The organism is Leptolyngbya boryana PCC 6306 (assembly GCF_000353285.1).
Taxonomy (GTDB): Bacteria; Cyanobacteriota; Cyanobacteriia; order Leptolyngbyales; family Leptolyngbyaceae; genus Leptolyngbya; species Leptolyngbya boryana.
This window is the reverse complement of sequence record NZ_KB731324.1, coordinates 1,408,239-1,426,328: the sequence shown is the minus strand read 5'-3', so window position 1 is coordinate 1,426,328 and position 18,090 is coordinate 1,408,239. Positions and strand designations below refer to the sequence as shown.

Genomic DNA, 18,090 nt, shown 5'->3' with positions numbered 1-18,090 from the left:
TCAAGACGGGATGCCTGATGTCACTGCCCTTGCCCCGTGGAAGATCAATTTCTGACCGAAGAACAGATTCGCAACATCATCAAAGACACACTGGGAGAGTTAATCCCTGAAATCACCAGCAAAATCGATCGCCGCTTTGAAGTGATGCAGGAATCGATCCAGGGATCCTCTGCAAGCTTCCTGGATGAACTGATCGCCGATGCCGAAGAATTCGAGGGTGAGGACGATGAGGACGAATTCGAGGATGAAAACGATGAGGACGACTACGAAGGCACGGCGAGTCCTGATCCAGAAGTCGCAGCGTTAAAGCGCGAACTAGATATCATCAAACGTCAGTCTCAGCAGGATCGCGAAGCCCGCGAGCAAGCCGAACGCGATCGCCAACTCTCCAGCATGCGATCGAGCGCTCTAAATGTCCTGCAGGAATCCGGCAGAATTGTGAAGCCAGAAGCACTGCTGAAGCTACTCGAAGCAGATGGGCATCTCGTCGAACGCGATGGGCAGTACGTAGTCAAAGGTAAAGACGAGTACGGCGATATCTACAAGCCTTTAAACGAATCGATCGATACCTTCCTCTCTGGCGACTATGCCTATATGGCAACGGCTCGCGGGGGCACGGGGACAGGCGCAACGCAAGGGAGTACCGTATCGCTTGGCAACGGCTTTAAATACTTCGATCGTGACGGCAAATCGACGGTTGACCCCGGTGAAGCGATGAAAACCGATCGCGACGGCTACTTGAAAGAACTTGCTCAAGTGCAGTCTGCGAAATAGCGAAAAAGCTTGGAACGCCCGCGCCATAGACGGGATGCGAATTTATTCCAACTCTGTTTATGGCTGTTACGTTTGGACCCGATGCTTTAATGGTCGAAAAGGCTGTGGCGGCTGATGCCCTACAGCAATTGTTCCTGATGTCCGTCTTCACTCAAGCCTCTTTAGGTGGCTACGAAGAAGGTGCTTTCGAGATGGGCGACACGGTGAAGTTTCGTCGCATCCGCATTACTGAGGCTGAAGATTACGATCCGCGCACTGGTTCTGGGGCAAATGAAACCGAACCCGGATACGTCACGGGTGACACGAAGCTCGAAAAGCTATTCACCAACGCAATTCCGGTTTATCACAGCGATGTGAAGATTCAGCAGTACATTAACGAAACGGGTCCGTCGATGGCGTACTCGATCGCGACTGCGTTTGAGCGCTACCTCTACTCGAAACTTCGCACTCCGACTCACGCATCGACCGGACAAGTGCGATACGGCGTGGATATGCCGATTCGGATTGTTGCGACTGCCGATACCGCACCTGGCAAGCTTGGCAAGTTCGACCAAGACTTGCTCGTGAATGGTTCCGTTTGCTTGGAAGAAGAGAACACCCCTCCCGGTGAACTCTACGCGATTCTGGCAACTCGCGCGAAAGGCGACTACATCGGCGAACAAACCCCCGTGGATGCGGGTATGGTTTACGCTCAGTCGCAAGTTGCAGCATTGTTACAGCGTGGTTTGCCGATCGGGCAATTCGTTCAGCGCATGGGCTTCAATGTGGGCGGTTCGAACATCATCAAGACCGATGGCACTCAGATGGGTGTCGCGGATCTCGATACCGCAAGCAGCGCGCAAGCTTCCTTGGCGATCGCTTCTATGTCGAACAATACCGACTTTGTGAAAGCGGATTACGCAACCACAACCTATCTAGGCGCGATCGATTTCGTGTTGACCTGCACCGGACTACAAAACGTCGCGGTCGGTCAAATTGCGCGGATTGGTCCCGACTCTGGCGCGGCAACCGCTTACGGCGTTGTGCTTCGCGTCAATACCGGAAGCAAGACTGTCACCTTGGTTCCGTTCGCTCCAGATGGAACGCAGCTCACGACCTCGGATATCAGCACCTCGACTGATAAGTTCTCGATTCCTCGTGTTGGCTCGATCAACGTCGGCTACAAGAAGCAAGCCTTGATTCGTTCCGCGCGCCAGATGATGCCACCGGAAGAAAATGCGGGTGCTCAAGTTGTCACCGCAGCCGATGACGATACCGGATTGGCATTGCAAATCTGGACGGGCAACTACCAAATCAACAAGTTCAAGTCGTCTCGTCGGTACAGCTTCCTCACGGGTGCGAAGTTCACCGACTACCGCCAAGGCGTGTTGATGTTGTCTCGCTAGTTAGCTCAACCCGCGCAGTTCTCATCCTGCGCGGGATTTCCTCTTTTATCACATGCTCATCATGCCAATTCTTTACGCTCCGCCGAACTGGGAACCGAGATCGATTCCTCCGACCGAAGTTAGACGATGCCTGAAAGATGGCTATCGCGAGACTGCGCCTGATGTCTTATCTGTTCCAAACAAGCAGATCCCGATATCGACCACAGTTCAACCTGTTCCGGTCGTTCCCCCAGAACAAATCGATGCCCGAATCAACGTCAACACAGCAAGCCTTGCTCAGTTGTCGAAGTTACCGGGAATAACAACCGCGATCGCTAAAAAAGTGATTGCCGCACGTCCTTACTCGTCGATCGAGGATCTGTGCGAGAGATTCCCTGAACTCGATCGCATCCAACTCGAACCCAAAGTGAGTTTCGATGCCGCTATCTGATCAACACAAACATTTGCTGCATGAGATTTACGGCATCCCATACAGCAACCAAACCGCGATCGCGGGCGATGTTTATACGCGCACCGTTCCGATGATCGCGGAGGCGTTTGTGGAATTGCAGACGCGCCTTTTAGCAGCTATCGATCTCATTGATTCTGACGAAACAATGGTGCAGCGAGTGGGAGAAATCTTGCAGAAGTACTCTGACCTCGATTTAGATCCGTCGAACATCGATCGTGACGGCTACTCACTGCGCTACCAAAAATCGATTCGCACTCTGCAAAAAGCTTTGTTTCCCTACACCAGCATTCGTGCTGGCGATCGTTCCTGTAATTCTTTGAGATTAGGCTAATGGCACTTCCTACCCCAGAACAAATAGAGCAAGTTCATAAGCAGCTTGGCAATCTCAGTGTCAACGACATCGGCGCACTGGTTAGTTTGTCGATCCAAGCCTTGGTTGAGATGCAAAGCGCGATCGAGCAGGGTGGTAGTCCTGGTGGGGGAGGCGGAAGCACAGAAACAACCTACACTCAGATCATGAATGCTAATGATCTGGGAATTGTTTATGTCTATGCTGACGCAGGAACCGCCGACGAAAGGCTAACCGAGATCACATATTCGTCAACAACGGTTGGATCTTCAATCAGTGAAACAATCACCTATGCCGGGGCAAGTGGAAGTTATCGCCCTGTTTCTAGAAGCCGCTCAATAGCTGGTATTCCTGAGTAACCGACAAAAAAGCCGCCCTCGCAAGCGGCTGAGCTTCTACTTTGCGACAAGCAAACTTAGACTTTTTTCGACCCGCGTTTCGCAGCAGGTTTCTTCGCTGTAGTGCGCGTTGGAGCTTTCGATACATTGAAGCGCGATCGCATTGCTTCTAACGCTTTGATCGAATTGTCGATCGCGGCTGTAGCAGTGCTGGCATCGACATAAATCGTTGGATTCATTGCCATGATTTCAGTCCGAACAGTTTTGGCATCTCTCCCAGTAACGGAACTAATCTGGGTAGAGAGTTCGTCGATGCTGATCAATTCGGGCGACTTTGGAGCGGTTTTCGGTGTAGCGGATCGAGCGGGTTTAGCGGAGACTTGAGTTTCTGTTGCGACTGGCATAGACACAGGTTGAGTAGCGATCGTCTCTGATAATACATCGCCAATCCAGACTTGCGCGATCGTACAGCCTGTTTTTAGCCAAATTTGCTCGATTTCTGCCGAATCTAGCCCGATTTCGGTATCGACAAAAATCATCAGAGTCTGTTCGATGCGGCAAAGATCTGCGCGATCGAGGCAAGGCAACTCTCTGCGTAATAGTTTGAAACCAACCGTATCAAAAATTCGACGATCGTCCGTGGAAATCCGCTCAAACATCCGCAATAATAGAATCCGATACTCAAGAATTCCCTGAATCGCATTGCCTACTCGACTCGATCGCAAGCCCCTCATCTGCTGCACAGATGTGTGATTCACTCGATTTTGGGCAACCTCTCGAAAAATATTTAAAAAATTTCTTTGGAGTTCCGATCGACGATGAGTAGTAGAGATGCCCGAAACAGTTTCGCTCCTGGCTGTCACACCGGGAGACTTTTCTGATGATGTCTTGGTTGAAATTATTAAAGCAGTGGCGCTGTGTGGAGAGCAGCCGATCGCACAATTAGCAGCATTTATCCGCAATTTTCGCAGGCTGGAAGTACCGCTAGAGACGGATATTTCGCGGATTTGGAGAGATTCATACGTTGAATCGCTTTGTCATGCGCTGTATCTAGCATTGATGCAGGAAGAGTTGCTTGATTTTTTGGGGCGATTGGACTTGGAAAAGCTGAGAGTTTGGGCACAGCGATCGCGCTAAAGAAACACAGAGATTCCAAACAGAAGCACGATCGCGCAAATAGCAATCCACTTCAGCAGCAACGGCAATCGACACCAAGCGTGAGCAACTCGCTGCGGCATGTTGGGATAGTTTCGTTGCTGCGATGGACGTTTGAAACCACTCAAAATCCCGTGAATGATCCAGTCGTGAGCAAATTTGGACAGTGGCACAACATCGATCCAAAGTTGCTCACGCCCCAAATTGCGATAGTGCGTATGGTGCATGTTGTAGGCGTGATGCTTGCCTTTCACTTTGCCGATGTAGAGCCAGGGCAGCATTGAGCAAGTATTATGTGCCTGCCTAAGCCAGATTGGATGCTTCGATCGCCATTCTTGCGAGTTGATATAGCTTGAGTATTGATTCATCGTTTTGAAACACAGATTGCAGCAATGGTTGAAGGGAAAACCACGATCGCGGATTGAACCGGACTGAATCCAACAAGCAGAGCCGTACAGCCAGAAACGATGCTAAATAATCCCGTCTGAATAGAGATCGTGATCAAAGTCTGTCTCCGTTCTTCCAGTCTCAGAGCAGCCGCATACACTCCAACAGCGTGATCTGCCTCGGTTGAGCATTGAGCCGTAAAGAACCCAGTCACACCTTGAGAATAGCGATCGTCGAATCCTTGCCGCATTGCTGCGACTTTGGCATCAGCAACCATTTTCCCAAGTTCGAGATCCTGACTAATTCCAATGTCCAGAGTCGGAATCTCTAGATTTTGCTTGAGGTTTTCCATACATTGCACCGAGAATGCGATACAGACCGAAGCCGACCACAGAGACGATTGCACAATCTTTAGCGGTTGAAAGAAAGTAAGCGCGATAGTTGCGTAAATCGTCACTGTTGGCGGCAAGAACGGTCGCAAGCGTGAATGACAATGCGGCGATCGCACTGACTTCTAAGGCAATTCGCTTTGCCTTGCGAGGGATTTGATTTAGGTTCCACGCCATTCGATAACAAGGCTCATAACGATAGGTCGGTAACGGCGATCCATGATATCGAGCGGGCGACTTAGAGGATGCGATTTGGCGCTGCATAGTTTTGATAGCGTGGGGTGTACTCCGGAGCGGGTCGGCTCACAATTTGATAAGCCAGTGCAAGCAGAATTGAAGCGGCAAGCCCAACTAAGCAGAGTGCGATCGGGTCTTGCCGAGTCTGAAACTTTTGGTAGGCTCTTGCTTGCTCTGCTGCACGGCATGACAGCTCGTAGATGATTTCAGGATCAGAGCAGCCGCGATAAAACAATCGCCCATCTTCAGAAAGAGTGAATTCGACCTGCATTACCTGCCTCTCAGTCATCGCCATAGATTGCAGCCTCGTCAATGCCGTAAGAATTTTGGATTTGCTCTTTGAAACCACTAACTACTTGTTTCTGGCGATTGCGAACGTGAAGTCCGAATCGTTTCAGATTCTCGGCATAGCGATTGTCATAAGCTTGAACTGCGGTAGCAAACTCGGCATCCGCTGCCATGATTGCCACGTCCGAAAGCGTACCCTCTTCAGACTGGATTTCAGGAACTTCAGCAACTTCAGTCGGTAAAGTTTTGGGAGTGCGTTTCTTAACAGGTTTGTTTTGTTGGGTTTTAACTAATTCAGACATTCAATTTCTCCTACGCGATCAAAGGTTTAGTTTGTTTTTGGGCGATGAAATTTTCGATTAAGAGATCGCAGTCTTCACGAGATCCACCCGCTAACTGAACGTATACCAGCGCCGCTTCATCGCCTTGAGTTAGGCATAAATCAACCAACTCTTTACGATGTCCGAACGGCTTGACGCGGCGAAAGCACTGCATCACGTACAAACTCCAGATGTCGGATTTTGGGACTTTTTCATAGGGTTTGATGCCGAGCACCGCGCAGTCTTTGGAAACGATCGAGGGATCGATATTGCCAAACATCTCGGCAATTTCGCGCCGGGTAAACTGCGTGAAATCTTCTATATCCACCGTCGAAACAGGTGGCAAATGTGGCAAAGGGTCTTTTGGCTTGCGTCTAAACATTCGAGGGCGTTCTAATCGTTCTAGGGGTGAAAGCGTTCTAGTGCGTTCTAGATGAAAGCAATCAATTCCAGCGCAACCGAGAGCAAAAGTAGAATGAGATCGTGACTCGATAATTTGACATAACGATTCAAGCTCAAGGGTTTTAACGATTTGAGGTCAGGAAAAGTAGAATGACGTTCTACTTCTGGGATTTGAAGGCGGTCAGATTCGGCAAAAGCTGTAACTTATTTCCAATCGAACTGAATATCACTGGTGTTTTCTGTTCGACTGATTGTTTCTTGAGTTGTTCAAGTTCTTCCAGTAATCGATCGCTATTCGTGGGGACAAGATAGCGGTTCTTCAGCAGGTTGGTGATCATATTCCAGTCACCGCGCTGCCGTCCTTCTTCGTCAATCCAGCTATAGCCTTGGCACAGAATGTTGAGATTGCTTCGGATGTTGGCATCTTCGGTAATCCCCAGTGATGCAACGTTGTAGCTCTGGGTGTCTACGATTAAGCAGACGTTCATTTCTCTGCCCACTGTGACAAGCGTTGAGAGCTTCTTGGCGTAGTTGGACTTGTACCACTTCTCATCCTTCACTGTGTCCCAGATGGAGTGCCAATCGGACAGAATTAATCGGACAGGCTGAGATTTGAAGACAGACCGGGCAGATTCGGGCATCTGACGACGCTTGTTGAAAATGCCGTAGACTTCATCGATCGCACCAAATGAGGCAATCGGCTCGATTGGATCGAATAGCGATGTGCGATGCTTTTCCCGCAATCCACAGAACGAATCATTTTTTTGAGCAATCACCCACGCTTCAATCTGAGGATGACGAGCAAATAAACGATCGAGAATATAAGCCTCGCTCACACTCTTGCCCGTGCCAGTTGCAGAAGCAAACACGGTCGAAATGTCAGTCACGACAATTTCATCGAGTGCCTGACACAATCCAGGCTGAGAAGCAATCGGAGTCGGTTGGACAGTAACGGGTTCAGTTGGAGCGGGAGCGGTTTCGACAGGCTTTGTTTCGACTTGCTTCGGCTCTGCTTTCAGCGTAGCCTCTTCGTAATCAACTTCTTCCGACTCGTCAATCTCAGCGTCATAGATATCGGCTGGATCAACTCCGAGATGATCGGCGTAATATTTCCGAGCATCATCTTCTGCAATCAGTTCATCGACTTGTAATTTTGCTCCTTCACGTAGCTGTAATCGCTGGACGTTCGCTTGAGTAATCGCTTGATTTTGTAAGAATGCGGCATCTTCTTCTTGCTGGCGAAATCGCTCCTCAATTTTCTCGGCTTTCTCAACTTCCTGGGAAGCTGCGATCGCTAGGGCAAATGCTCCAACGCTAACCCCAGAACAAAACATTGAGGCAAACAGCATTCCTTTCGATTTTTCCTGGCTCGATAGTGAACCAACTCCGCCTAAAATGCCGAGCAGTCCAATCACAAATGCCGCAATCACATGCCAACGCCGAAGTCTGTCGCCATTTGCTTGAGTGCGGATGTTTTGAGGAACTTGAGGAGCTAACATTTATCGCCGTCTCCGAAACAGTAAGGTCAGACCGACTGTGCCAGAGAGAACGGCACTGACGATCGAGATTTGTAAGCCGAGTTTTTGCCCGCTGGATGTGGCGAATGTTGCATAAATGGCATCCCACGATCCGCCAACAATGCCGAGAATCGCACTCACCATCACAATTGCGGCAAAGATGCGTTCTGAGGTGTTTCGACTGAGGGAGATGTAGATAATGCACCCTGCGATCGCAAGTGCGACCAAAATTAAATATCCCGGTAGCAACCCAAACAGCCGAGCCGCAAAGGTTGAGAACAGTCCGATCGAGAGATACAGACAGATTCTCGAAACTCCTCGAAACATCGAAAAGAAAGTCTGAGGAGTTGAAGTGTTTTCAACTTCCCAATCGCCACCGGGTACTAAGAACGAATTGCCCGTCCTGAATGCGCGAGGATCATAGTAGAAAGGCGGATCGTTGTAGTCGTCATTGTCAAGCACTAAACAGACCTCCATCCTTCAGGAGCCAGCACTTCTTCTGAAGATGGCAGTAACTTAAGTTTTGAGTGCTCCAAAACTACGAATGCTCCATCAATTGTTTGGGCAACGTATTCGTCTGGATCTTCCTGACCGTCGTAAATAAACTGCACATCGCCTGGGCGATACTCAGCGATCGTGATTTTGTCGGCAACGTAACGCTTCAACGCTTCTTTGATTTCATCTACGGTTAATTCGATTTTGAGTCTCACAGGTAAATGTCTCCTACAGTTGAACGTGAACCAGCGCATCGATCAGTCCTCAGTTAAAGATGGCTCTAGATGATGCGGCTTTTGGGGTGTAGCTTGTGGTTCTGCCGTTAATGAAGTTGGCAAAGTCACGACGATCTTCAGATTTTGCTTTCGCTTCCTCTGGCTGCTGCTTGATGCGCTCAACATCTGCCGAAACTTTCTGCTTGGAAATCTCGCGATCAACACGCATTTTCGCGATCGCAACTTTCCGCATTGCCTGAAGTTCCAGTTTGAATTTGTTTGTTCCAGCCTTGAGATCAAGCGAGCCTTTACGTTGTGCAAGTCGAACGCCGTGGGTTGTGTCTTGCTGAATTTTCTTCAGTGTCTGCTCGTGTTTCTCGATCGCGATTTCTAGCTGTGACGACATCTTTTCAATTTCTTGCCGTCGCTGCATCGTTGCTTCGATTGCCTCTTTGCGAAGTGCCTCGATTTGCGCTTGGCATTCTGCAATCATTTTGATGGATTCGACGACAGCTTTTGAGATTTCAACTTGCTGGCGCATGTTGTTTGCTCTAATGCGAAGCTCGTTTGAGAGTTCAGGAGTGGCAAGCCCAATCAGATTGGGATCGACTCCGAACTGTTGTGCAAGCGTGCTGGCGATTTGGGCGCTACGTCCATTCATGCCAATCTTGAATTGTGAGTTTCCGAACTGGGATTTTTGCTCTGTCATGCTTTGCCATGCGAGGTCATGCGACCCCGTGCGAATGCGTGCTAATAGAACAATAAAAAACCGCCCACCATTTTGGACGGCTAAAAACCAACTTTTACCCGGAACTACCGAGTATTAATTTTCGGGATTAGTGTGTTTCAGATATAGCTCTAGTAGCTCGGTTGACTGCGTAGCTTGAATTTGCTGACGAATCACATCTGCATAGGCGAGCGCTCTTTGGTGTGGATTTTCGGGCATTCGCTCTAGCTTTGTCCCCCATTCATCAACTGTTGATTCTTGCAGTCCCAATACGGCTGCCACAACCCGGACGCATTGGGCACGATAGCCGCGCTTGTTTCTAGCTGCTTCTTGTTCGTGTGGGGGAAGTTGATCGATGCCGAACCAGCGATCGCAGAATGTCCAAGCGTCCATTGTTTTGAGTTTTTGCAGGGCAGAGAGAATCGTAACCTGCGTTATTCTATGTCGGTTCATGGCGTTGTGGTGGGCTTGGAGGGATACGATCGATAAATTGTCGATCGGGCTTTTTGATAAGTCGAATAACCGCACTATTGTTCTGGGTCGTAATCGGAATCCCATCCTTTACTGCCGTGGGTGCGTTGCACGTATTGGTTATAGGCACGGGTCAAAGATTCAGGTTCGTCGGAGCCAGGTCGGTAAGCTTTGGCGTTACCGTTATCGTCGGTAAACGGGTCAGTCATGCCAGTTAACCTACAAGCTTCGTCGTAGAACTCTTCTTTCAGTTCACCAGGTTTGCCGATAGGGGATTCAGAAGTTGACATAATCATGCTCCTTTGATTTTGTGGTTTTCAGAATTCGTGAACTAGAAACTCAGAACTAGAGAAGTTTTCCGCACCGTTATCAAATCGAACCACGGGCGCTTCTCCTCCGCCTGCTTGGGCAATCTCTCGAAATTCGATGATTTCGCCATGCCGTTGCAGCTTGCGATTGCCGAAGAATTCGATCACTCGATCGCCAACCTCAAACGGCTTTGGAATTGAAAACATTTTGTAGTTGCCCGGTCTGATTTCCTTGAGCCAGCCGATTTTGGCGAGTCTGCCTACGCGATCGCGCAATTCAGCAGGATTGGGATGACTACCTTCGGTTTCGTTTAATCGATCGCTAATTTGGCGATACGAATACCACTTACCTGGCTTGAGAACGACATTGAGTCGCGCTTTCCACTGCTCGTCAAGATATTCTTGCAACTCGGCTTGGCGATGTTTGTGGCGTTTCTTGTACCAATGATCGATTCGGGGTTTTGGTAGCTTTTGGATGTTGGGCTTGCTGTTGCTCACGACCTGCAGATAGTTTTCGGCGGATTGCTTGCCGTACTGGCTCAGCAAATAGAGATATTGCTGCCGGACAGATGGGTTGAGGTGATCAATGGTTTGCATGACAGCTATTTAACTGTTATTTGCCTGAGGGGTGATTGGAAGAGTTAAAAACGGCTGAATCCTTTGCCAGTAAAGAGGCTCGTTATTTAGTCGTAATTTGACTAACGAGGTGATAAGTGAAAAGGGCGATCGACGGACCCGAAGATCATCGATCGACGATTGTGTTGCTAAGACAGAAAATCACTGATTTCCTCAGTGAGCTGATCAATGACTTCAACGCTTTCTGGTGGCAGCTCACTTAGACTGCCGATCAGTGCCAGGTTTGCTTTCTCTAGCTTGCCTAGCGCTTCTTTGTGTGAGCGAGAAAGGCTAGCCAATTGTGCCTCTAATCGCTTGATGCGACTGTCGGGCAACTGTTCAATCACTGCATCAATAACCGCGTCAACTGCACTTGCAATTTCAGCTACATTGTCGGAGTTAAGTTGCCCGTTGTTCGATATCTGGAAATAATGCACGAACAGGCTTTTTGCTCGCTCGACTGGGTCGCTGCTTAGATCGCTATAAGGATTGTGCATTGTCTTGAGTGAAATTAATTCGGTGAATGGAGAAGCGATCGACGAATCCGAAGATCATCGATCAGGTTCGCGAATCTTGTAGCCAGCTTTTGACATACGCTCGATGACTGCTTTTGCTTTTCGAAGGTAGTCCTTAGATCTGGGTGATTCCGATTGATGCAAATCGCATCCTTCGTAGATGTATCCGTCCGCATTGAGCAGAGCGATCGCCACAATGTTTTGTAGCTCTTTGTTGTACTGGGGTTTATTTGCCATTGCTATCGCTTGTTCGTTGAGGTGGGAGCGATCGACGAATCCGAAGATCATCGATCGCGCTAATCGAGCTAGACAATCTGAGATAAGAAATTGTAGATTTTGCCCTTAAGCACTCGCTTGCAGGCTTGATTCAGGTCATTCGCTTCCTTGGTTGCTTCAGACAGCGACTCTTCCCCTTTGTAGGGGACGATCACGATCGTGGCGGACAATCCGCGCTCTTTCAGTGCGTTCAAGATTCGTTCGCATGGCTTGAGGATTTCGCTGGCAGGAGCCAAAATCGCGACTTCATCACCGCTATAGAACCTGCCAATAACCTCGCTCTCTCTTGCCATTGCGAAGGCTTCTGCGATTCTACGGCTCGACTCGTGTTGACCTAGCTCATCGTTCATACGCTTGAGATCATCGATGTCGAGAAATCCTATCGCGAGTCCAGGGATCTTTTTCTGCTCTGACCACGCTTCTTCGAGCGCGGGGCGAGTCAAAACATTGTATACAGGGCAGACGCGATACTTTTCTAAGGTCTGTTTGAGTGTAGCGACTTGTTCTTGAAGTTCAGCGATCGTGGTCATGGTTTGTTTCCTTTGAAAAGTAGATGATTTGCGGGGAACGACACGACCGACCGTTATTCGTCTTCTTCTTCAACATCTGATTTTGTTAGTCCAGCGGCTTCGAGAGCGGCTTCTGCGAGTTCTTCGATTTGAGGTTCAAATGACATGGCTAGCTTCCTGAGTAGATGCGGAGCAGGAACAACACAACTGGCGATGGAAATTAGCGAGAATTGGCGACTTCCCAGAGCGACTGCTTTGGGGCACTTTTGCGCTTCGGGTAGACGAGTTCCACCCGGTACAGATAGCTGCATTCCCAGCTATTACGAACGGTTAATTGGAAAACCTCGCGAAACGTTAGGTTCCTGTGTTTTGCAGCGAATGCAAGACATTTTTTCTCAGCCTCAACCTGATTGCTTGCGGCAACGACGGTAGTGCGTTCGACTAGCCGAGTTGAAGCGATCGCAGAAGGAACGGAAGCAGCGAGCATTAAAGCAACAGAAGCAGCGATCGATAAAACTTGAGATTTCATGTGACAAGTCCTGAGTGTAGAGAAGGAAAGGCAGATTCGGGATCTGCCTGTACGCAGCGATGAATTTCCGCAACGGTTGCGGATTTAGAACTGAAGAACGCGATCGACGAACGACTGACTTGCACAGAGCCAATATTCTCTGAAGTCGGTCATGAAGGTGAGTTCGACCACTTCTCCGTCTTGAGCGCGGGTTGCCCAGTCGTCTTGTTGAGCGATCGCATTATCGATGTCAGTCAATTGCAGAATGACGACCAAACCTCGATCGAGGATTTGCTTTTTCTTGCGATCGGCGTAGCCAAGTTTCCAGCCTTCGTCGTAAAACGGGTTGTCACAGAACGACTGAGAATTGACACCGCGAAATCCGTCTTGATAACCCTTGTTGCGAAGTTCATCGGGTGAAGGATTGCGGGGAAAGGTGCGATTCTTCTGGGGACAGTTGGAGCCGTAGAGAATATTCTCAAGCTCTTCAGTGCTGAAACGGAGATCGACTTCGAGGTGCTTGATCTCGGAATAGTCGGCAGGATTTAGAAGTTGTGTCATTATAGTTTCAAACCTTTAGTAGGGTTGGCTCCCGTCTTGCTCCAGACCTGGAAGTTGAAAGCAAGGCGGGTTTTGATTTGGCAAGGCTTTTAGCGTCGTCATGCCATCGGACGGGAAACTTAGTGCAGTAATGCAGCGCGAGCATTCAGCGCACGATATTTAACCTGCAAGGCATTCCAAATCACCGCAGAGCGAGCGGATTGAACTTGCAGCATTGCCCGATCGAGCAAAATTTGAGCTTTCGACTTGCATCGTGCAGCCGCAAAAACTGAGCGCGTGACAATTCGCCCAAAGATTTTGATCGCGACTGTTCTGGGGGACGGTTCAAGCTGTACGTTCAGCCACCCCCAGAACATCTCGCACAGTTCGCGTGTGAGTATTCCAAGCACGATCGCAGCGAGGCAAAGAACGACAATGGTTTTGCAAACGAAACGAAACGCAGATTTGTAGAGTGCGCGTGCTTCTGGGGAAGTTACAGCTTGAGCGGCTGCAACGGCTTGAGCCTTGAGGAGTTGATAGGCAGCATCGAACCAGGTTGCTTTGAGGCGCAGATCACCTAATACGGCAACGTTGTTCGATTTGCAGAAGTCACGGAGTTGAGCGATCGTTGCGGTGGTGATGGTTTCGAGATTCAACATAATTAAGACTCCAAAATTCTTGTGGCGGGTTTTAATTCGGTGTGGTGTTCCGCCTGATGAATCTAATATAACCATAGTGGTATCATTTTGCAACCATTTAGATATCAATAAAAACTATCTGTCATATTCGGATTTTGAAGCTAAAAGCCTTTTAATTCGCAAGTTAAAGTCAAAATGATCGCAAACCGATATATAAACCAAACTGATACCATTATGGTTGTATTTAAGTAGGTTAGCGAATAGGATTGATACCAGGTTGGTACTATTTCATGCAAAATTAAGAGGCAAAGCGATGATCTGCTCCGATATGCCCCGTAAGAAGAAAGAGACTGTTAATCGAACAATTCGGTTCGATCCTGATGTAGCGGAAATGTTAGATTTCTATGCCCAAGAAATTGCTGATGAAAGCTCGAATAAGGCAGTAAACAGGCTACTGCGGCATCGCTTAGAAGATTTGGGTGTTAAAGAGCGCTTGGCGGAATATAAAAGGCAGGAGCAATCTGACCAGTAAAAAAGCGATCGCACTTTCGCACGATCGCTCATAGGTTCTCCTGGAAAAGTCGCCCTAATACTCGTTCCGAATAGCTCCCTAAACGAGAACTCCAATCTGAACTAGCGGCATCGCGACTAGCCCGCAGTGTTCCCAGTTTTTTTGGACAACAGTCGTATCACTCACTGGTTAGCGCTCCGAATACTTTACCTCTTGAACATAGACAGGATTCCGAACCGAGGTTCGATCCCGCTCGATGAAAGATTCAAATTTCCGAGTCTGCCCTGGGCTGATCAGGCCTGGAATCAAGACTTCTTCGAGACGATTTGCGCCAATCTGAACAGTGATTAGTACGTTCCGATAGACCTTATCGCCTTGATTGGTGATTTGACCCGCAACTATCAAGAGGTTAGGGTTATCAGCCCCCTTAAGTCGGACACGAGTGAATGAGAACGGAATTGACTTTACAGGTTTCACGGGCTTATCGCCTGACAAAACTTGACATTCACCCGACGATAAGATTACGAACGACAGGGAGTTCTCGCAGCCAACTGCTTTGGCAGGGGCAACACAAAGCAAAGACGAGAGCGTGAGAAGCGTAGCCGCAATTCTTTTCATGTTTTAGACCTGGAAAAACTATCTTCAGGTTGCCCAAATTAACTGTCAGTTTGAGAAAAATCGAGAAGGCTTTGGGTATCGATTTTGGAGTCAAATTCGATGATTAATGATCTGCTGTTATCCTCGTGTTAGGAGGAGCGAGAGGTTTATGAATTTTAAGATCGAGCTTGACCAAGAAACAGATGAGCGATGGATTGCGGAAGTAACCGAGCTTCCCGGCGTTCTCGCTTATGGTACGAGTAGTAACGATGCGACTTTGAAAGCGAAAGCCCTAGCATTACGGGTCATTGCCGATCAGATCGAACACGGTGAAGCGACTCCAGACACGATCGCGTTTGTGGCAGAATCATGACTCGATCCGATTATTTGACGCGCTTTCAATCCACACGAGACGAGCCTTTAGCGGACAAGCCGATTTCGGTCGTTCTGCCAAAAGATCTAGATGCCTATGTGCGATCGCTTCCGAATAAGTCAGACTGGCTGAGAAATGCGATCGCGGATGCAGCACAGAAAGAGCAGGCTGAAGCCGAGATTTAGTGAATGGTGAGGGTAATCTAGCTCTTAGGAACGTCCGCGCCTGAAGACGGAATGCGATCAGTACTGCTCGTGTCTTGTGGCTGGACTAACCCTATCAGAGCTTCGCGTCAAAGTTAAAGAGAAAAACGCTCAATTACCGAAGGGCAAGAAATTTAACCCTTACGGTAAATCCAGGGCACAGATTGAGCAATTCTTAGGGATTTCGTCAACGCAGACCGCGCAAGGATTTAAACCGAAGCCTGCTGTCAAATTCCAAACCGCTAAAACTTCGAGCTTGATTGCAGATAGACTCGCGAAACGGTTTGGTGGTGATGCCAAAGAAATTCACAAACAGCTTAAGTCCGACATTCAAGCTGCTTTAAATCAAAAACGCAAGGAGCTAAAACAGCAGGGCATCAAGCCAACCGAAAAAGCATTGCGCCAAGCGGCGATCGAGGCGGTGAAGCAATCCGCGAAACAGATTGGCGGAGACAAGCTTGCGCCTGAAGCCAAAGCGAAACGCACTCAACCTGCTTTGACTTCAGAGCAGCACCAGCGGATCAATGCGATCCTCGATCAACTAGAAAAGCTAAAGCAACAAGAAGCCTCACCCACCCCTGAACAACAGCGACGGGTGAAGATAGCACCTGCTCAGATTGATAAAGTGAAGCAGGCTGAATCGAAACCGAAAACATCTCAAGACTACATCGAAGATGCCAAGTCAATTTTCCCACCCGAACTAGATCGAGCGCTTCAACTGCGCCGCAAGAATGTCGATAAAATCGTTCAAACACATCAGCAATTAGAGCAAATTCTATCTCACGCCGCAAAACTGAGGCAGTCGGGACAGCAGCTTTCAGCGGATCTCGCGGAACGAGGAAGAGCGCTTCGCGACCGTAGAAAAGCACAACAAGAATACGACCAGGCGTTAATCCGATCAATGGCGAAATTCAGAGACTCCCTGCTTGAGTCTTCTCCTGAACAAAGAAAAGCAGCGACAAGATTTGCCAATAGCATCGAAATTGATGCAGCAGCGGCGAACGGAAAGTCAGCTAAAGAGTTGCGACGCGATGCGATGGAGTACCACTTGATTACGGGTGGTGGCGGTGAATCAACATTAAAATCATTTACCAGAGACGACGATCGCGCCTATGCCAATATTAAGCGGCAAGCCGTGAACATCGGCGCGAATCCAACGCGGGACATCATGTTTCACGAAATGGCACACCATTTAGAGGCAGAAGATCCAAATGTCGGTAAAGCCGCACTCGACTGGATCAAGCGTCGCGCAACGGGCAAGCTTCAAAAACTCTCGGAACTCACAGGCAACTCAGGCTACAAAGATAACGAGATTGCGGTTCCCGATCATTTTCTCAAGCCCTATGTTGGAAAGGTTTACTTGAATCCCAAGACGGGTAAGCCAATGCCGACAACCGAAGTCGTTTCAATGGGTGTCGAGCGCTTTGCCTCACCTGAAAAAATGGTGGAGTTCTATTTGCAAGATCCAGAGCATTTTATGTTCACTCTAGGAATCATGCGTAAACGGAAAAAATCATGATTGTTTGGCAAGTTGAAAGCATCGGTGTAACAGCAGAACTGAGTCTTGATGTTGAGAATGGTAATGAAGCCGAAGCCGTCCAATTCAAAGGAGATGCCGATCTAATTGAGTGCCTAAAACAGGATCTCTCGCGATCGTCGGGCGCGTTTGGTCATTCGATCTACCTTGACAGTACGACCGCGATCGATATCGATTCTGCCCTTCACGATCTACCCTCGTTCTACGAAGTGACGATCCTCAAGGGCAAAAACATTGTGGAAAGCTACGAGGTTCCTGGACTTGAAGAAGGGGATCTTCTTTAGCGTACAACCCGCGAGACTGCTAGAACCTAAAGCCGTCGAGTGCTCTTCCCTCCTTTCGATTCTCGCGCCGACTCTGCCGCCGAGTCCGCTTTTCTTCAGGCGACATTGCTCGATTGCGTTTTTTCGCTCTGTAGCGATCGAGTGACTTTTGAGCAGAGCTTTTTGGTCTTTCGCCTCTTAGCCCTGCCGCGCCAATATAATTACTACCTGTCGTTCGTGCGTCATGATCGATCGAAGCTCCGCGTTCTAGATTGTCGATCAATCCTTCATGCTTGCGTCGTTGAGCAGGCGACATCTCGCGATATCGTTGTAGCACTGCTTGATTCGTTGAATCCCCGTATTTTGCTCTAAGCACATCGGTGCGACTTTCGCCCTTTGCTTCAGCTTTTGCTTGGTTTCGTTGCTTTTGTGCATAGCTCTTAATCGCACTCACCGCAGCATCTCTTTTCTCTTCAGGCGTGAGTTTGCTTCGCTTTAGTCTCTCAGCATTCTTGAGTGCGATTGAAATTGTTTTAACGATCGCTTCCTTGTGATGCTCTCCCCCTAACTTCTCAGCCAGTTTCTGAGCAGCATACGACTTAGCGAATCCTGACTTTTTCGCGGTCGCCCGCGCCCGTGCGTCTCCAAGTGAAGCAGATTTCTTTACGGGCTGTTCGGTCACGCCCAGCGCAGACATCAACTGAGCTTTATTCATCCGGCTCCAGCCTTTAATTTTTCTGGCTTTGGCTTGGAGGCGAAGATCTTTAACGATTGCCATGAGGGGGGATAATGTCTTG

The 18,090-nt window shown here is 48.8% G+C and carries 33 protein-coding genes; 11 read left to right on the top strand and 22 right to left on the bottom strand.

Translation table 11 applies throughout. The features are described 5' to 3' along the window. The first annotated feature begins 36 nt into the window (after positions 1-36). The 5 genes from LEPBO_RS0106980 (at position 37) to LEPBO_RS0106960 (ending at position 3,318) form a co-directional block, all read left to right on the top strand. The gene (locus LEPBO_RS0106980; RefSeq protein ID WP_017286827.1) at positions 37-774 is read left to right on the top strand and encodes a hypothetical protein; all 738 of its coding nucleotides are present in this window, start codon (positions 37-39) and stop codon (positions 772-774) included. A 59-nt stretch (positions 775-833) separates the two neighbouring features. Further along, positions 834-2,159, top strand: coding sequence for a hypothetical protein (locus LEPBO_RS0106975; RefSeq protein WP_017286826.1), 1,326 nt, complete (start codon positions 834-836; stop codon positions 2,157-2,159). Between the two features lie 61 nt (positions 2,160-2,220). Continuing rightward, entirely contained in the window at positions 2,221-2,589 is a 369-nt protein-coding gene (locus LEPBO_RS39815; protein WP_199323855.1) for a helix-hairpin-helix domain-containing protein, read from the top strand. Further along, positions 2,576-2,941 carry a hypothetical protein gene (locus LEPBO_RS0106965; protein WP_017286824.1) on the top strand — a complete coding sequence of 122 codons (366 nt, stop codon included), beginning with the start codon at positions 2,576-2,578 and terminating at the stop codon, positions 2,939-2,941. Before LEPBO_RS39815 ends, LEPBO_RS0106965 begins: the two co-directional genes overlap by 14 nt. Further along, the gene (locus LEPBO_RS0106960) at positions 2,941-3,318 is read left to right on the top strand and encodes a hypothetical protein (protein ID WP_017286823.1); all 378 of its coding nucleotides are present in this window, start codon (positions 2,941-2,943) and stop codon (positions 3,316-3,318) included. Before LEPBO_RS0106965 ends, LEPBO_RS0106960 begins: the two co-directional genes overlap by 1 nt. Positions 3,319-3,374: 56 nt before the next feature. Here LEPBO_RS0106960 and LEPBO_RS0106955 read toward each other — a convergent pair whose 3' ends face one another. Then, positions 3,375-4,055, bottom strand: coding sequence for a hypothetical protein (locus LEPBO_RS0106955; protein ID WP_144056163.1), 681 nt, complete (start codon positions 4,053-4,055; stop codon positions 3,375-3,377). Between the two features lie 73 nt (positions 4,056-4,128). Here LEPBO_RS0106955 and LEPBO_RS0106950 point away from each other — a divergent pair, with 73 nt between their 5' ends. Then, a complete protein-coding gene (locus tag LEPBO_RS0106950) occupies positions 4,129-4,434 on the top strand; it encodes a hypothetical protein (RefSeq protein WP_017286821.1) in 306 nt (101 codons plus the stop codon). On the opposite strand, the gene LEPBO_RS0106945 is transcribed toward LEPBO_RS0106950, so the two are convergent. The 19 genes from LEPBO_RS0106945 to LEPBO_RS0106850 form a co-directional block, all read right to left on the bottom strand. Beyond that, positions 4,431-4,820 carry a hypothetical protein gene (locus LEPBO_RS0106945; RefSeq protein WP_017286820.1) on the bottom strand — a complete coding sequence of 130 codons (390 nt, stop codon included), beginning with the start codon at positions 4,818-4,820 and terminating at the stop codon, positions 4,431-4,433. The genes LEPBO_RS0106950 and LEPBO_RS0106945 overlap by 4 nt on opposite strands. Then, entirely contained in the window at positions 4,817-5,191 is a 375-nt protein-coding gene (locus tag LEPBO_RS0106940) for a hypothetical protein (protein WP_144056162.1), read from the bottom strand. Before LEPBO_RS0106940 ends, LEPBO_RS0106945 begins: the two co-directional genes overlap by 4 nt. Next, complete coding sequence (locus LEPBO_RS0106935; protein ID WP_017286818.1) at positions 5,139-5,492, bottom strand: hypothetical protein; 354 nt, start codon at positions 5,490-5,492, stop codon at positions 5,139-5,141. Before LEPBO_RS0106935 ends, LEPBO_RS0106940 begins: the two co-directional genes overlap by 53 nt. Further along, positions 5,467-5,760 carry a hypothetical protein gene (locus LEPBO_RS0106930; protein WP_144056161.1) on the bottom strand — a complete coding sequence of 98 codons (294 nt, stop codon included), beginning with the start codon at positions 5,758-5,760 and terminating at the stop codon, positions 5,467-5,469. Before LEPBO_RS0106930 ends, LEPBO_RS0106935 begins: the two co-directional genes overlap by 26 nt. Continuing rightward, positions 5,747-6,055 (bottom strand): hypothetical protein, encoded by a 309-nt coding sequence (locus tag LEPBO_RS0106925; protein ID WP_017286816.1) that lies wholly within the window; start codon positions 6,053-6,055, stop codon positions 5,747-5,749. Before LEPBO_RS0106925 ends, LEPBO_RS0106930 begins: the two co-directional genes overlap by 14 nt. Positions 6,056-6,065: 10 nt before the next feature. Next, the gene (locus LEPBO_RS0106920) at positions 6,066-6,455 is read right to left on the bottom strand and encodes a hypothetical protein (protein WP_017286815.1); all 390 of its coding nucleotides are present in this window, start codon (positions 6,453-6,455) and stop codon (positions 6,066-6,068) included. Between the two features lie 178 nt (positions 6,456-6,633). Next, positions 6,634-7,974, bottom strand: a complete 1,341-nt coding sequence (locus tag LEPBO_RS0106915) for a hypothetical protein (protein WP_017286814.1) — start codon at positions 7,972-7,974, stop codon at positions 6,634-6,636. Then, complete coding sequence (locus LEPBO_RS0106910) at positions 7,975-8,454, bottom strand: hypothetical protein (RefSeq protein WP_144056160.1); 480 nt, start codon at positions 8,452-8,454, stop codon at positions 7,975-7,977. Next, positions 8,454-8,702, bottom strand: a complete 249-nt coding sequence (locus LEPBO_RS0106905; protein WP_017286812.1) for a hypothetical protein — start codon at positions 8,700-8,702, stop codon at positions 8,454-8,456. Before LEPBO_RS0106905 ends, LEPBO_RS0106910 begins: the two co-directional genes overlap by 1 nt. Positions 8,703-8,751: 49 nt before the next feature. Beyond that, the gene (locus tag LEPBO_RS0106900) at positions 8,752-9,363 is read right to left on the bottom strand and encodes a hypothetical protein (protein WP_144056159.1); all 612 of its coding nucleotides are present in this window, start codon (positions 9,361-9,363) and stop codon (positions 8,752-8,754) included. 162 nt (positions 9,364-9,525) lie between these two features. Next, entirely contained in the window at positions 9,526-9,882 is a 357-nt protein-coding gene (locus LEPBO_RS0106895) for a hypothetical protein (RefSeq protein ID WP_144056158.1), read from the bottom strand. Between the two features lie 74 nt (positions 9,883-9,956). After that, positions 9,957-10,190 (bottom strand): hypothetical protein, encoded by a 234-nt coding sequence (locus tag LEPBO_RS0106890; RefSeq protein WP_144056157.1) that lies wholly within the window; start codon positions 10,188-10,190, stop codon positions 9,957-9,959. Between the two features lie 27 nt (positions 10,191-10,217). Further along, a complete protein-coding gene (locus LEPBO_RS0106885; RefSeq protein ID WP_017286808.1) occupies positions 10,218-10,805 on the bottom strand; it encodes a hypothetical protein in 588 nt (195 codons plus the stop codon). A gap of 167 nt (positions 10,806-10,972) precedes the next feature. Next, positions 10,973-11,320, bottom strand: a complete 348-nt coding sequence (locus LEPBO_RS0106880) for a hypothetical protein (RefSeq protein ID WP_017286807.1) — start codon at positions 11,318-11,320, stop codon at positions 10,973-10,975. A 54-nt stretch (positions 11,321-11,374) separates the two neighbouring features. Continuing rightward, complete coding sequence (locus LEPBO_RS0106875; protein ID WP_144056156.1) at positions 11,375-11,575, bottom strand: hypothetical protein; 201 nt, start codon at positions 11,573-11,575, stop codon at positions 11,375-11,377. A 68-nt stretch (positions 11,576-11,643) separates the two neighbouring features. Continuing rightward, complete coding sequence (locus LEPBO_RS0106870; protein WP_017286805.1) at positions 11,644-12,144, bottom strand: diguanylate cyclase domain-containing protein; 501 nt, start codon at positions 12,142-12,144, stop codon at positions 11,644-11,646. Between the two features lie 199 nt (positions 12,145-12,343). Then, positions 12,344-12,652, bottom strand: coding sequence for a hypothetical protein (locus tag LEPBO_RS0106860; RefSeq protein ID WP_017286803.1), 309 nt, complete (start codon positions 12,650-12,652; stop codon positions 12,344-12,346). 84 nt (positions 12,653-12,736) lie between these two features. Next, entirely contained in the window at positions 12,737-13,192 is a 456-nt protein-coding gene (locus tag LEPBO_RS0106855; protein ID WP_017286802.1) for a hypothetical protein, read from the bottom strand. A 119-nt stretch (positions 13,193-13,311) separates the two neighbouring features. Beyond that, positions 13,312-13,905 (bottom strand): hypothetical protein, encoded by a 594-nt coding sequence (locus tag LEPBO_RS0106850; protein ID WP_172410507.1) that lies wholly within the window; start codon positions 13,903-13,905, stop codon positions 13,312-13,314. 217 nt (positions 13,906-14,122) lie between these two features. Here LEPBO_RS0106850 and LEPBO_RS0106845 point away from each other — a divergent pair, with 217 nt between their 5' ends. After that, positions 14,123-14,341, top strand: a complete 219-nt coding sequence (locus LEPBO_RS0106845; RefSeq protein ID WP_144056155.1) for a hypothetical protein — start codon at positions 14,123-14,125, stop codon at positions 14,339-14,341. A gap of 168 nt (positions 14,342-14,509) precedes the next feature. Here LEPBO_RS0106845 and LEPBO_RS0106840 read toward each other — a convergent pair whose 3' ends face one another. Beyond that, positions 14,510-14,938 carry a hypothetical protein gene (locus LEPBO_RS0106840; RefSeq protein WP_017286799.1) on the bottom strand — a complete coding sequence of 143 codons (429 nt, stop codon included), beginning with the start codon at positions 14,936-14,938 and terminating at the stop codon, positions 14,510-14,512. Between the two features lie 148 nt (positions 14,939-15,086). Here LEPBO_RS0106840 and LEPBO_RS0106835 point away from each other — a divergent pair, with 148 nt between their 5' ends. The 4 genes from LEPBO_RS0106835 to LEPBO_RS0106820 all read left to right on the top strand — a co-directional run bounded on the left by LEPBO_RS0106835 (position 15,087) and on the right by LEPBO_RS0106820 (position 17,314). Then, entirely contained in the window at positions 15,087-15,290 is a 204-nt protein-coding gene (locus tag LEPBO_RS0106835; RefSeq protein ID WP_017286798.1) for a type II toxin-antitoxin system HicB family antitoxin, read from the top strand. Next, positions 15,287-15,475 carry a hypothetical protein gene (locus LEPBO_RS0106830; protein ID WP_017286797.1) on the top strand — a complete coding sequence of 63 codons (189 nt, stop codon included), beginning with the start codon at positions 15,287-15,289 and terminating at the stop codon, positions 15,473-15,475. The genes LEPBO_RS0106835 and LEPBO_RS0106830 overlap by 4 nt, the downstream gene beginning before the upstream one ends. Positions 15,476-15,551: 76 nt before the next feature. Continuing rightward, positions 15,552-17,012, top strand: a complete 1,461-nt coding sequence (locus LEPBO_RS0106825) for a hypothetical protein (protein ID WP_017286796.1) — start codon at positions 15,552-15,554, stop codon at positions 17,010-17,012. Further along, positions 17,009-17,314, top strand: a complete 306-nt coding sequence (locus LEPBO_RS0106820; protein ID WP_017286795.1) for a hypothetical protein — start codon at positions 17,009-17,011, stop codon at positions 17,312-17,314. The genes LEPBO_RS0106825 and LEPBO_RS0106820 overlap by 4 nt, the downstream gene beginning before the upstream one ends. A gap of 19 nt (positions 17,315-17,333) precedes the next feature. On the opposite strand, the gene LEPBO_RS0106815 is transcribed toward LEPBO_RS0106820, so the two are convergent. Next, on the bottom strand, positions 17,334-18,071 hold the full coding sequence (locus tag LEPBO_RS0106815; RefSeq protein WP_017286794.1) for a hypothetical protein: 738 nt from the start codon (positions 18,069-18,071) through the stop codon (positions 17,334-17,336). Between the last annotated feature and the right edge of the window lie 19 nt (positions 18,072-18,090).

Bases quoted from the DNA above. Each gene is read 5' to 3' on its own strand.
- LEPBO_RS0106975 (WP_017286826.1), top strand. From the start codon at position 834: ATGGCTGTTACGTTTGGACCCGATGCTTTAATGGTCGAAAAGGCTGTG.
- LEPBO_RS39815 (WP_199323855.1), top strand. From the start codon at position 2,221: ATGCCAATTCTTTACGCTCCGCCGAACTGGGAACCGAGATCGATTCCT.
- LEPBO_RS0106965 (WP_017286824.1), top strand. From the start codon at position 2,576: ATGCCGCTATCTGATCAACACAAACATTTGCTGCATGAGATTTACGGC.
- LEPBO_RS0106960 (WP_017286823.1), top strand. From the start codon at position 2,941: ATGGCACTTCCTACCCCAGAACAAATAGAGCAAGTTCATAAGCAGCTT.
- LEPBO_RS0106950 (WP_017286821.1), top strand. From the start codon at position 4,129: ATGCCCGAAACAGTTTCGCTCCTGGCTGTCACACCGGGAGACTTTTCT.
- LEPBO_RS0106945 (WP_017286820.1), bottom strand. From the start codon at position 4,820: ATGAATCAATACTCAAGCTATATCAACTCGCAAGAATGGCGATCGAAG.
- LEPBO_RS0106940 (WP_144056162.1), bottom strand. From the start codon at position 5,191: ATGGAAAACCTCAAGCAAAATCTAGAGATTCCGACTCTGGACATTGGA.
- LEPBO_RS0106935 (WP_017286818.1), bottom strand. From the start codon at position 5,492: ATGCAGCGCCAAATCGCATCCTCTAAGTCGCCCGCTCGATATCATGGA.
- LEPBO_RS0106930 (WP_144056161.1), bottom strand. From the start codon at position 5,760: ATGGCGATGACTGAGAGGCAGGTAATGCAGGTCGAATTCACTCTTTCT.
- LEPBO_RS0106925 (WP_017286816.1), bottom strand. From the start codon at position 6,055: ATGTCTGAATTAGTTAAAACCCAACAAAACAAACCTGTTAAGAAACGC.
- LEPBO_RS0106920 (WP_017286815.1), bottom strand. From the start codon at position 6,455: ATGTTTAGACGCAAGCCAAAAGACCCTTTGCCACATTTGCCACCTGTT.
- LEPBO_RS0106915 (WP_017286814.1), bottom strand. From the start codon at position 7,974: ATGTTAGCTCCTCAAGTTCCTCAAAACATCCGCACTCAAGCAAATGGC.
- LEPBO_RS0106900 (WP_144056159.1), bottom strand. From the start codon at position 9,363: ATGAATGGACGTAGCGCCCAAATCGCCAGCACGCTTGCACAACAGTTC.
- LEPBO_RS0106895 (WP_144056158.1), bottom strand. From the start codon at position 9,882: ATGAACCGACATAGAATAACGCAGGTTACGATTCTCTCTGCCCTGCAA.
- LEPBO_RS0106890 (WP_144056157.1), bottom strand. From the start codon at position 10,190: ATGTCAACTTCTGAATCCCCTATCGGCAAACCTGGTGAACTGAAAGAA.
- LEPBO_RS0106885 (WP_017286808.1), bottom strand. From the start codon at position 10,805: ATGCAAACCATTGATCACCTCAACCCATCTGTCCGGCAGCAATATCTC.
- LEPBO_RS0106880 (WP_017286807.1), bottom strand. From the start codon at position 11,320: ATGCACAATCCTTATAGCGATCTAAGCAGCGACCCAGTCGAGCGAGCA.
- LEPBO_RS0106875 (WP_144056156.1), bottom strand. From the start codon at position 11,575: ATGGCAAATAAACCCCAGTACAACAAAGAGCTACAAAACATTGTGGCG.
- LEPBO_RS0106870 (WP_017286805.1), bottom strand. From the start codon at position 12,144: ATGACCACGATCGCTGAACTTCAAGAACAAGTCGCTACACTCAAACAG.
- LEPBO_RS0106860 (WP_017286803.1), bottom strand. From the start codon at position 12,652: ATGAAATCTCAAGTTTTATCGATCGCTGCTTCTGTTGCTTTAATGCTC.
- LEPBO_RS0106855 (WP_017286802.1), bottom strand. From the start codon at position 13,192: ATGACACAACTTCTAAATCCTGCCGACTATTCCGAGATCAAGCACCTC.
- LEPBO_RS0106850 (WP_172410507.1), bottom strand. From the start codon at position 13,905: ATGGTTATATTAGATTCATCAGGCGGAACACCACACCGAATTAAAACC.
- LEPBO_RS0106845 (WP_144056155.1), top strand. From the start codon at position 14,123: ATGATCTGCTCCGATATGCCCCGTAAGAAGAAAGAGACTGTTAATCGA.
- LEPBO_RS0106840 (WP_017286799.1), bottom strand. From the start codon at position 14,938: ATGAAAAGAATTGCGGCTACGCTTCTCACGCTCTCGTCTTTGCTTTGT.
- LEPBO_RS0106835 (WP_017286798.1), top strand. From the start codon at position 15,087: ATGAATTTTAAGATCGAGCTTGACCAAGAAACAGATGAGCGATGGATT.
- LEPBO_RS0106830 (WP_017286797.1), top strand. From the start codon at position 15,287: ATGACTCGATCCGATTATTTGACGCGCTTTCAATCCACACGAGACGAG.
- LEPBO_RS0106820 (WP_017286795.1), top strand. From the start codon at position 17,009: ATGATTGTTTGGCAAGTTGAAAGCATCGGTGTAACAGCAGAACTGAGT.
- LEPBO_RS0106815 (WP_017286794.1), bottom strand. From the start codon at position 18,071: ATGGCAATCGTTAAAGATCTTCGCCTCCAAGCCAAAGCCAGAAAAATT.